Source organism: Actinomadura sp. 7K507 (assembly GCF_004348425.1).
In the GTDB taxonomy this organism is placed as follows: Bacteria; Actinomycetota; Actinomycetes; order Streptosporangiales; family Streptosporangiaceae; genus Spirillospora.
In genome coordinates this window covers 1-9382 of sequence record NZ_SMKK01000308.1, presented here as the reverse complement: position 1 = coordinate 9382, position 9382 = coordinate 1, and the positions used below count along the sequence as shown (strand labels likewise).

9 protein-coding genes are annotated in these 9382 nt (G+C 73.4%); 4 read left to right on the top strand and 5 right to left on the bottom strand.

Annotated elements, in window-relative coordinates; genetic code table 11:
* The 4 genes from E1285_RS46070 to E1285_RS40460 form a co-directional block, all read left to right on the top strand.
* Positions 1-232 (top strand): hypothetical protein (locus E1285_RS46070; protein ID WP_207947182.1); only part of this gene is annotated, 232 nt, incomplete at its 5' end.
* Positions 219-1904 carry a polysaccharide biosynthesis C-terminal domain-containing protein gene (locus E1285_RS40470; protein WP_132159898.1) on the top strand — a complete coding sequence of 562 codons (1686 nt, stop codon included), beginning with the start codon at positions 219-221 and terminating at the stop codon, positions 1902-1904. The genes E1285_RS46070 and E1285_RS40470, both read left to right, overlap by 14 nt.
* On the top strand, positions 1891-3246 hold the full coding sequence (locus E1285_RS40465; protein WP_243723394.1) for a ParB N-terminal domain-containing protein: 1356 nt from the start codon (positions 1891-1893) through the stop codon (positions 3244-3246). The genes E1285_RS40470 and E1285_RS40465 overlap by 14 nt, the downstream gene beginning before the upstream one ends.
* Positions 3247-3278: 32 nt before the next feature.
* Positions 3279-4622, top strand: a complete 1344-nt coding sequence (locus E1285_RS40460; RefSeq protein ID WP_243723393.1) for an RCC1 domain-containing protein — start codon at positions 3279-3281, stop codon at positions 4620-4622.
* A gap of 4 nt (positions 4623-4626) precedes the next feature.
* Here E1285_RS40460 and E1285_RS40455 read toward each other — a convergent pair whose 3' ends face one another.
* The 5 genes from E1285_RS40455 to E1285_RS40435 form a co-directional block, all read right to left on the bottom strand.
* Positions 4627-5571, bottom strand: coding sequence for a hypothetical protein (locus E1285_RS40455; protein ID WP_132159897.1), 945 nt, complete (start codon positions 5569-5571; stop codon positions 4627-4629).
* A gap of 95 nt (positions 5572-5666) precedes the next feature.
* Positions 5667-6551, bottom strand: a complete 885-nt coding sequence (locus E1285_RS40450; RefSeq protein ID WP_243723392.1) for a glycosyltransferase family A protein — start codon at positions 6549-6551, stop codon at positions 5667-5669.
* A 129-nt stretch (positions 6552-6680) separates the two neighbouring features.
* Positions 6681-7943, bottom strand: coding sequence for a GTP-binding protein (locus E1285_RS40445; protein ID WP_132159899.1), 1263 nt, complete (start codon positions 7941-7943; stop codon positions 6681-6683).
* A 47-nt stretch (positions 7944-7990) separates the two neighbouring features.
* Positions 7991-8908: a sulfate adenylyltransferase subunit CysD gene (cysD, locus tag E1285_RS40440; RefSeq protein ID WP_132159895.1), complete on the bottom strand. Its 918-nt coding sequence runs from the start codon at positions 8906-8908 to the stop codon at positions 7991-7993.
* A gap of 120 nt (positions 8909-9028) precedes the next feature.
* The coding region (locus E1285_RS40435) for an inositol monophosphatase family protein (protein WP_279510127.1) at positions 9029-9382 on the bottom strand (354 nt) is incomplete at its 5' end.

Here is a 9382-nt window from a genome sequence, read left to right as displayed (position 1 = left end):
CGACCCCCCCGACCCTGCGGCGTCCACTGAGCACGCGGCGTTCCCCGAGCAGGGAGAGACCGACTCCGCGCTGGAGTCGGCTTCGACGCGGACGCAGGAGGACATCTCCAAGTACATGCCGCCCGAGCCCCCCGACACCCCCGCGGAGGGTGCGTCCGGCGAGTCGTCGTCGGACGTCGTGCCGCGCTATGGCAAGAAGCCCCACAAGGCCGGACGGCATGCAGAACCCTGACCCGGGGGCGGCCCACCGGCGCGAAAGCACCGGCGAAGGCGGGGCCGCGCCCGGCGGGCCCAACCTGAACAGACTGGCCAGAGGCGGCGCCCTCAACCTGGTGGGCGCCGCCGTCGCGGGCGTGCAGGGCCTCGCGCTCGTCTTCCTGGTCGCGCACCTGTACTCGCAGCAGATCGCCGGCACGTTCTTCGCGGCGACGTCGCTGTTCATCATCCTGCAGGCGGTCTCATGGCTCGGCACCGACGCCGGGCTGCTGCGCTGGATACCCCGGCACCTCGCGCTCGGCGACCGCGCCGCCGCGCGGCGGACGGTGCCGGTCGCGCTGATCCCGGTCCTGGCGACGGCGGCGGTCGCCGGGCTCGTCCTGCTCGCCACGGCGCCGTGGACGGCGGGTCTCGTCGGAGCCGGCGAGGGCGCCGGCATGGTGCGGGTCCTGGCGCTGTTCCTGCCGCTCGCCGCCGCGCAGGACGCCCTGCTCGCGGCGACCCGCGGGTACGGCTCGATGCGGCCGACCGTCCTGGTCGACAAGATCCTGCGGCAGACGCTCCAGGTCGCCGGGGTGGTCGTCGCGGCGCTGCTCGCCGAGGACGCGGTCTGGCTCGCACTGGCCTGGGCCGCGCCCTACCTGCCCTGCCTCGTGATCGCCGCGCTCTGGTATCTGCGGATCAGCCGCGCCGATCGCGGGGACGCACCGCTGACGGCCGGCCCGGACGCGCCCGCCGCGCTTGCGGGCTGGCGTCCGCTGGCGGGCGACTTCTGGCGGTTCACCGCACCGCGCGCGTTCGCGCAGATCTGCCAGACGGCGTTCCAGCGCGCCGACATCGTGCTCGTCGCGGCGCTCAGCTCGCCCCGCGAGGCGGCGATCTACACCGCCGCGACCCGGTTCATCGTGATCAGCCAGCTCGTCACCCAGGCCGTGCAGAACGTCATGCAGCCCGCCGTGAGCCGGCTGCTGGCACTCGCCGACCGGGCGGGCGCGCAGCGGATCTTCGCGGTGTGCGCGTCGTGGAACCTCGCGCTCGCCTGGCCGGTGCACCTGTCGATCGCCGTCGGCGCGCCGGTCTACCTGGGCGCGTTCGGCCCCGGCTACGGCGGGTCGGGCGAGGCCGTCACGGTGATCCTGGCGATGGCGATGCTGGTGGCGACCGCGACCGGCGCCCGCGACGTGATGCTGCTGATGGCGGGCCGCAGCGGGCTGAGCCTGATCAACCAGAGCACCGCGCTCGGCGTGAACCTGGTGCTGAACGTGCTGCTGATCCCGCCGTTCGGGATCGTGGGGGCGGCGGCGGCACGGGCCGCCGGGCTGCTCGTCCGGACGGTGCTGGCCCTCGTCCAGGTCCGCCGGATCCTCGGGATGAGCCCGGCGAGCGCGGGCCTGCTCTGGGCCGGCGGCTCGGCCCTGGTGAGCTTCGCGGTGCTGCCGCTGGCCGTCCGGTTCGCGGCCGGTTCCAGCCCGGTCGCCCTCGCAGGTGCGCTGGTCCCGGGCGCGATCCTGTACTTTGCCCTACTGTGGGCCGGCCGCGAGCGGCTGTCCCTGACCGCATTCGCCTCCCTGCTGCCGGGGAGGCGCGGCCGCGCCGCGCACGGGTCCGCGGAGCCCGCCCCCGCCGGGCCCGCCACCGCGCCGGCCGCCGACACGACACCTGCCAGGAGCGCCCATGCCGGGAATTGACATGCCGGGAATCAACCAGGTACGCCGCAAGTCCCGCGCGGTGCTGCGCAAGAGCGGGCTCGCGCCCAGCGGCCCCGTGTACGGGCGGCTGGTCGACGCCGGCCGCTCGCTGCCGATCCCGCCCGCCGCCCGCGTCGCGGTGTCCACCGCCGTCCTGCGCCGGCCGTGGAAGGTGCCCGTCCGGTTCGACCAGCTCCTCGTCGGCGCGCAGGGCGGCTGGACGGCCCGCGAGTTCGCCGACCGCACCGACGACCTGCTGTGGCCGTCCACGCCGTTCCTGGACGGCCCGCACGTCGCGCTGCTGCGGCTCGCCGGCGAGGAGCCCGGCCTGACCGACGAGCAGATCCTGGACAGCGACTACGGGCGTCTCGGGCTGCGCTGCATCAAGGCCGGCGGCAACTACTTCGGCGGCACCGACGAGGCGGGCGTGCTCGCCGCGGCCCGCGCGTTCATCGCCCGCTACCGCGGCGAGGCCGTCCCGGCCGGTGCGGACGAGCCGGCGGAGGACAAGGCGCTCCGCCCGCAGCAGAGCGGCCCGCAGGACCCGGTGCTCGTCGCGCCCGTCCGCGGCTCCGACCGCTACCAGATCCTCGACGGCCACCACCGGCTCGCGATCGCCGCGATGAGCGGCGCGGACGGCGCCGACGTCGTCGCCAAGTGGCTGCCCGTCACCACACCCCTGCAGGACCTCCTGCTCAAGATGAGCTGGCTCGACGGCACCCACGAGCTGTACCAGCCCATCGACGCGCCCGAGCTGGCGTCCGGCTGGACGACGGTACGGCAGTGCACCGACCGGCTCACCAAGATGGACGCGTTCCTCGGCGAGCGCGGCATCGGCGGCGGCCGCTACCTGGACGTCGCGAGCTGCTACGGCTGGTTCGTCGCGCGGATGGCCGAGCGCGGCTTCGACGCCGGGGGCATCGAGCGCGACCCGCTGGCCGTCCCGCTCGGCCGGGCGGTCTACGGGCTCCCGGACGGCGCCGTCGCGACCGGCGACTGCGTCGAGTTCCTCGGCGGCCACGAGCCCGCCCGCTGGGACGTGGTGTCGTGCTTCAGCCTGCTGCACCACTTCGTCCTCGGCCGCGGCTCGGTGAGCGCCGAGGAGCTGATCCGGCTGCTGGACCGCGCCACCGGCCGGGTGCTGTTCTTCGACACCGGCCAGGACAACGAGGCGTGGTTCGCCGAGTCGCTGCGCGGCTGGGACCCGCCGCGCGTCGAGCGGTTCCTGCGCGAGAACACCGGCTTCGACGAGATCGTCGACCTCGGTCCCGACGAGGACGCCCGGCCTCCGTACGAGGACAATTACAGCAGGCACCTGTTCGCCTGCGTCCGCACGGCGTGACCACTGCGCACCGGGTGACCACTGCGCACCGGGTGACCACTGCGCACCGGGTGATCGCCGCACGCCGGGCGATCGCCGCGCTCGCGGCCGTCTCCGCGCTCCTGGCGGTGGCGGCGTGCGGCGGTTCCGCGTCGCCCGCGGAGGGGCCGCGGATCTCCCCGCCGCCCGCCGCGGGAGCCGCGGGCGAGCGGACCGGCGTCGTGTGGACCAGCGGCCTCAACACCGACGGGCAGCTCGGCCGCCCCGGCCCGTCGATCGATCCCCGGCTCGCCCCGGTGACGGGCACCGGCGGCGAGGGACGGCTGGGCCGCGTGCACGCCGTCGCCGGCGGCGGCCGTCACTCGCTGGCGATCGTCGGCGGCGGCGAGGTCGTCGCGTGGGGCGCGGGCGACCACGGCCAGCTCGGCGACGGCACCACCCGCGACAGGCGCGTCCCCGTGCCCGTCCGCGCACCCGACGGGGACCCCGGGCGGCTGGACGACGCCGTCGCGGTCAGCGCCAACAACGACTTCTCCATGGCACTGCGCCGCGACGGCACCGTCGTGACGTGGGGCGAGGGGTCGTCCGGGCAGCGCGGCACCGGAGAACGCACCGCCCCGCGCGTCCCCACGACCGTGAAGGCGCCGGACGGGCGCGGGCCGCTCACCGGCGTCACCGCGATCGCCGCCGACGGGCACACCGAGCTGGCACTGCGCCGCGACGGGCAGGTGTTCGCGTGGGGCGCCAACGACTACGGGATGGTCGGCGACGGCACCCGCACGGACCGGTCGCTGCCCGTGCCGGTGCGCGGCCTGAACGGCTCCGGGCACCTGAGCGGCGCCGTCCGCATCGCGGTCGCGGGGCAGCACGGGCTCGCGCTCTTGCGCGACGGAAGGGTCGCGTCATGGGGGCACAACGATCTCGGGCAGCTCGGCGACGGGTCCCGGCGGGACCGGCTCACGCCCGCCCTCGTGTCGGGTGTGCGCGGCAAGGGCGACCTCACCGGCGTCGCCGCGATCGCCGCGGCGGAGAAGCACAACTACGCGCTCCGCAAGGACGGCACCGTCGTCGCCTGGGGCAACAACACCGCCGGGCAGCTCGGCGACGGCACGCTGGAACTGCGTACCTCCCCCCGCGTCGTCGTCGGCCCGGACGCCGACGCCAAGAAGCTAAGCGGTGTGGCGAAGGTGTTCGCGGGTGAGGCGTACGGCGCCGTGATCCTGGACGACGGGACGACGCTGACGTGGGGCGCGGGCGGCAGCGGCCAGCTCGGCTCCGGGAAGAAGGGTCCCCGCAGCCGGCCCGGAACGGTGACGGCCGCCGGCGGTACCGCGCCGGGTGAGGCGCTGTCGGTCGGCGCCGGCGAACGCCACCTGATCCTGCTTGCGAGCCCCTGAGGGCCTAGGCGTCCTTGGGGGGCTCCGGCTTGGTCTCTTCGGGCCCGGGCGCGTCCGCGGACGGCTGAGCCCCAGGCGCGGGCGGCTGAGCCGCGGGCGCACCGGACGCGGGGCGTCCCGACGCGGGCGCTTCCGGCGCAGGGGCCCCTGGCGCGGGCGCACCAGGCGCGGGCGCACCAGGCGCGGGCGCACCCGGCGCGGGGAATCCGGACGCGGCCGCGCCGGGCGTCGCCGGGGCGGGCGTCATGGAACGGCGCCGCCACAGCAGGAACCCGGCTCCGGCGGCCGCCACGGCCACCAGGCCGCCGCCGCCCAGCACGAACGGCATGGCGGACCCGTCGTCCTTCGGCGCGGCCTCCTCAGAGCCCGCGGCGGGCGCGGTCGGCTGCGACTGGGCCAGGGTCCGCTCCTCCTGCTGCTGCACCTCCGCCGGCGGCTCAGGGGCGGGCTTGCCGTTGTTGCCGGGCTTCCCGGGCTTGGGCGGGGCGTACTTCGACTCCGGCAGCGTCTGGACGAACCTGAGCAGCGCCACGTCGGGCCTGCCCTGGTTCGCCTTGACGGCCTTGTTGTAGGCGGTCTTCACCTGCCGGTCGGGCAGCGTGTTCGAGGACACCCTCAACTGGTCGCCGGCCAGCACCGCGTAGGTGCCTTCGCGGCTCATCAGGCCCGGCAGGCTCTTGAGGATCCGCCCGGCGTCGTTCCCGGCGGGCACGACCGCGATGAAGACCGGGACGGACCGCCCCTGAGCCTGGCGGAGCAGCTCCTGCGCCCCGTCCGACTCGTAGTACTTGGCGTCCGAGTCGACGTAATAGCCGCTCTCGGTGATGCCCTCGGCGATCGCGTCGAGATCGACCTCCGCGAGCGCGGGGGCGGCGGTCAGCCCGAGCACCGGCACCAGCGCCAGCGTCAGCGCCCCGGACGCGACGATGCGACGTGAAGATGTGTTCACGAGAGCGGCTCCTTCTAACACTCTGCGACGACCATTGACAGTACCGGCGTGACGTGGGGAAAGGTGGCCAAAGCCGGGGAAACGGCAGCGATGGGTCAGATACCGCGGCCCCGGGTGTGCAGGGCGAGCAGGACGCGCTTGCCCGACACCGCGCCGGAGGCGACCGCCAGCGCGAACGGCACCCGCCGCTCGGCCGGGTTCGCCTTCAGCGCCCGCGCCGACCAGCGCAGCGCGTCCCGCCGCCGGCCGACGGTGGCGCACCCGAACGCGAGCTGGCCGTACACGCGTCCGGCGGCGCCGGAGACCTCGCCGATCTCCGGGTAGTGCTCCAGGAACCACTCCAGCGCCGCCACCTTCGTCTCCCACGCCTGCGCGTAGTACGACGTCAGCCCCCACAGGACGCGGACATACGGTTCGTCCACGTTGACGACGGGATGGCGGCGCGCGGCGCGCAGCGCGAGATCCCAGTCCTCGCCCTGGCTGCCCGGGATCGTCTCGTCCACCATGCCGATCTCGACGAGCGGTTCGCGGCGCGCCACGTAGGTGGACGAGTGGACGCTCATCATCCGGTCCCGGATGAGGGCGTCGTAGGTGACGCGGTCCGTCCCGGCGAGCCGGGGCAGCTCCCGCCCGTCGAAGTCGATGAGGATGCCCGAGCTGCACAGCACCGCCCCGGGTTCGCCCTCCAGCGCCTTCACCTGGGCGGCGACCTTGCCGGGCAGCCACTGGTCGTCGTCGTCGCAGAACGCCACGAGATCGGTGTCCAGGGCCAGGATGCCGGAGTTGCGCGCCCCCGCCAGGCCCGGCTCCCGGACGTTGGAGATCACCTCGACGCGGTCGCCGGCGAACGACTCGTCCGGCTCGGCGCGGTCGAACACGACGACGGCGCGCAGCTCGCCCTCGTAGTCCTGCGCGAGCACCGACTCCAGCGCGCGGCGCAGCAGCTCCGGCCGGTTGTGCGTCGGGAGGACGACTCCCACGGATGGTGGCATCGAGGGCCTGCCTGACTTTTCGGGGGGCCCGGCTTTTCGGGGGCCCGACTGTTCGGGGGAGGGACCGGGAGCCGGGACGGACGGGCCGCGGGGCCGGGCGGGCCCCGCGGCCGACGGTCAGCTCACGCCGGTGATCATGCCGGCGGCCACGGTGTTGTTGGTGCTCTCGTCGACGAGGATGAAGCCGCCGGTGAGCCGGTTGCGGCCGTAGTCGTCGGCGAACAGCGGCTGCGTCACGCGGAGCGAGATGCGGCCGATCTCGTTCAGGCCGAGCGACGTCGCCTCCTCGTCGCGGTGCAGGGTGTTGACGTCCAGCCGGTAGTGCAGGTCCTTCACCAGCGCCCTCGCGGTGCGGGTGGTGTGCTTGATCACCAGCTTGGAACGCGGGCTGAGGGTGCGGTCCGGCGTCATCCAGCAGACCATCGCGTCGATGTCCTGCGCGACCTCGGGACGGTTGTTCGGACGCGCGATCATGTCGCCGCGGGAGATGTCGATGTCGTCGGCGAGGCGCAGCGTCACCGACATCGGCGCGAACGCCTCCTCGACCGGTCCGCCCGGCCCGTCGATGTGGGTGATCGTCGTGGTCAGCCCGGACGGCAGGTGCACCACCTCGTCGCCGGGCTTGAGGACGCCGCCGGCGACCTGTCCGGCGTAGCCGCGGTAGTCGTGCAGGTCCGGGTCGGTGGACGCGTGCGGGCGGATCACGTACTGCACCGGGAACCGCACGTCGATCAGGTTCCGGTCGGACGCGATGTGGACGTGCTCCAGATGGTGCAGGAGCGACGACCCCTCGTACCACGGCATGTTCACGCTGCGCTGCACCACGTTGTCGCCGTGCAGCGCGGAGATCGGGACGAACGTCATGTCCGTCACCTCCAGCTTGGAGGCGAACGCGGTGAACTCGTCGACGATCCGCTCGTAGGTGCCCCGGTCGTAGTCGACCAGGTCCATCTTGTTGACCGCCACGACCAGGTGCGGGACCTGCAGCAGCGTGGTCAGGAACGCGTGCCGCCGGGACTGCTCCAGGATGCCCTTCCGGGCGTCCACCAGGATGATCGCCAGGTCGGCGGTGGAGGCGCCCGTCACCATGTTGCGGGTGTACTGGATGTGCCCCGGCGTGTCGGCGATGATGAACTTGCGGCGCGGCGTCGCGAAGTAGCGGTAGGCGACATCGATCGTGATGCCCTGCTCCCGCTCGGCGCGCAGCCCGTCGGTCAGCAGCGCCAGGTTCGTGTACTCCTCGCCACGGTCGACGCTGGTCTTCTCCACCGACTCCAGCTGATCCTCGAAGATCGACTTGGAGTCGAACAGCAGCCGGCCGATAAGCGTGGACTTGCCGTCGTCGACGCTGCCGGCGGTCGCGAACCGCAGGAGGTCCATCGTCTTGCCGGTGGGCTCCGTCTTGTCCGTGGGCTCGTTGCCGGCCATCAGAAGTAGCCCTCCTTCTTGCGGTCCTCCATGGCGGCCTCACTGGTGCGGTCGTCGGCGCGGGTCTGCCCGCGCTCGGTGATCCGCGTCGCCGCGATCTCCTCGACCACCTGGTCGAGGGACGTGGCGTTCGACTCCACCGCGCCCGTGCAGGACGCGTCGCCGACCGTCCGGTACCGGACCGTCGCCTCGAACTCCGGCTCGTCGTCGCCGCGGTTCGCGAACCCGGTCTGCGCGTCCAGCAGCAGCCCGTCCCGCTCGAACACCCGGCGGGTGTGCGCGTAGTAGATCGGCGGGAGCTCCAGCTCCTCGCGCCGCACATAGTCCCAGATGTCCAGCTCCGTCCAGTTCGACAGCGGGAATACCCGCACATGCTCGCCCTGCACGATCCTGGTGTTGAACAGGTTCCACAGCTCCGGGCGCTGGTTCTTCGGATCCCACTGGCCGAACTCGTCCCGGAACGACACCACCCGCTCCTTCGCCCGCGCCTTCTCCTCGTCGCGGCGCGCCCCGCCGAACGCGGCGTCGAACTGGTGCTCCTCGATCGCGTCCAGCAGCGTCGTCGTCTGCAGCCGGTTGCGGGACGCGCGGCGGCCCTTCTGCTCCGCCACCCGGCCGCTGTCGATCGAGGCCTGCACCGACGCGACCACCAGCCGGATGCCGGTCTCGGCGACCCGGCGGTCACGGAACTCGATCACCTCGGGGAAGTTGTGGCCGGTGTCGACGTGCATCACCGGGAACGGGATCGGCGCCGGCCAGAACGCCTTCTCGGCCAGCCGCAGCATCACGATGCTGTCCTTGCCGCCCGAGAACAGCAGCACGGGCTTCTCGAACTCGGCCGCCACCTCCCGGAAGATGTGGATCGACTCCGCCTCGAGGACGTCTAGCTGGGAAAGCAGATAATCGGAACGCTGCATGGTTATGGGGCTCTTTTCACGCTTTCTGGCAGATGCAACCGGTGGCACGCGACGGGCACGCCTCCACCGGACCGAACGCCGGCCCGCCTCGGTAAAGTCCCGCCCGGGACACCGGACGGGTCACGGCAGGGCGCCGCTCACTTCCCGGATGCCGGTCAGCAGCGTCGACGCCGACACGGGATGGCACACCAGGATATCCGGGAGGAGAGGGTCCCTCCGGTTGTACTCCAGGACGGACCCGTCGATCCTGGACGCGTGCGCCCGAGCGGCCAGCGCCACCGCCGCCGGGGCCGCCGAATCCCACTCGTACTGGCCGCCCGCGTGCACGTACGCGTCGACCTCGCCGAGCAGCACCGCGGAGATCTTCGCCCCCGCCGACCCGATCGGCACCAGCTCCACCTCAAGGCCCTCCGAGGGGGGACGCCCCCCCGCACCCCCCCGAACCGCCTTTTCCTCCGAGGGGGGACGACCCCC

Coding starts and splice junctions, on each gene's coding strand:
- cysD (WP_132159895.1), bottom strand. CDS start 8,908: ATGCAGCGTTCCGATTATCTGCTTTCCCAGCTAGACGTCCTCGAGGCG.
- E1285_RS40465 (WP_243723394.1), top strand. CDS start 1,891: ATGCCGGGAATTGACATGCCGGGAATCAACCAGGTACGCCGCAAGTCC.
- E1285_RS40470 (WP_132159898.1), top strand. CDS start 219: ATGCAGAACCCTGACCCGGGGGCGGCCCACCGGCGCGAAAGCACCGGC.
- E1285_RS40445 (WP_132159899.1), bottom strand. CDS start 7,943: ATGGACCTCCTGCGGTTCGCGACCGCCGGCAGCGTCGACGACGGCAAG.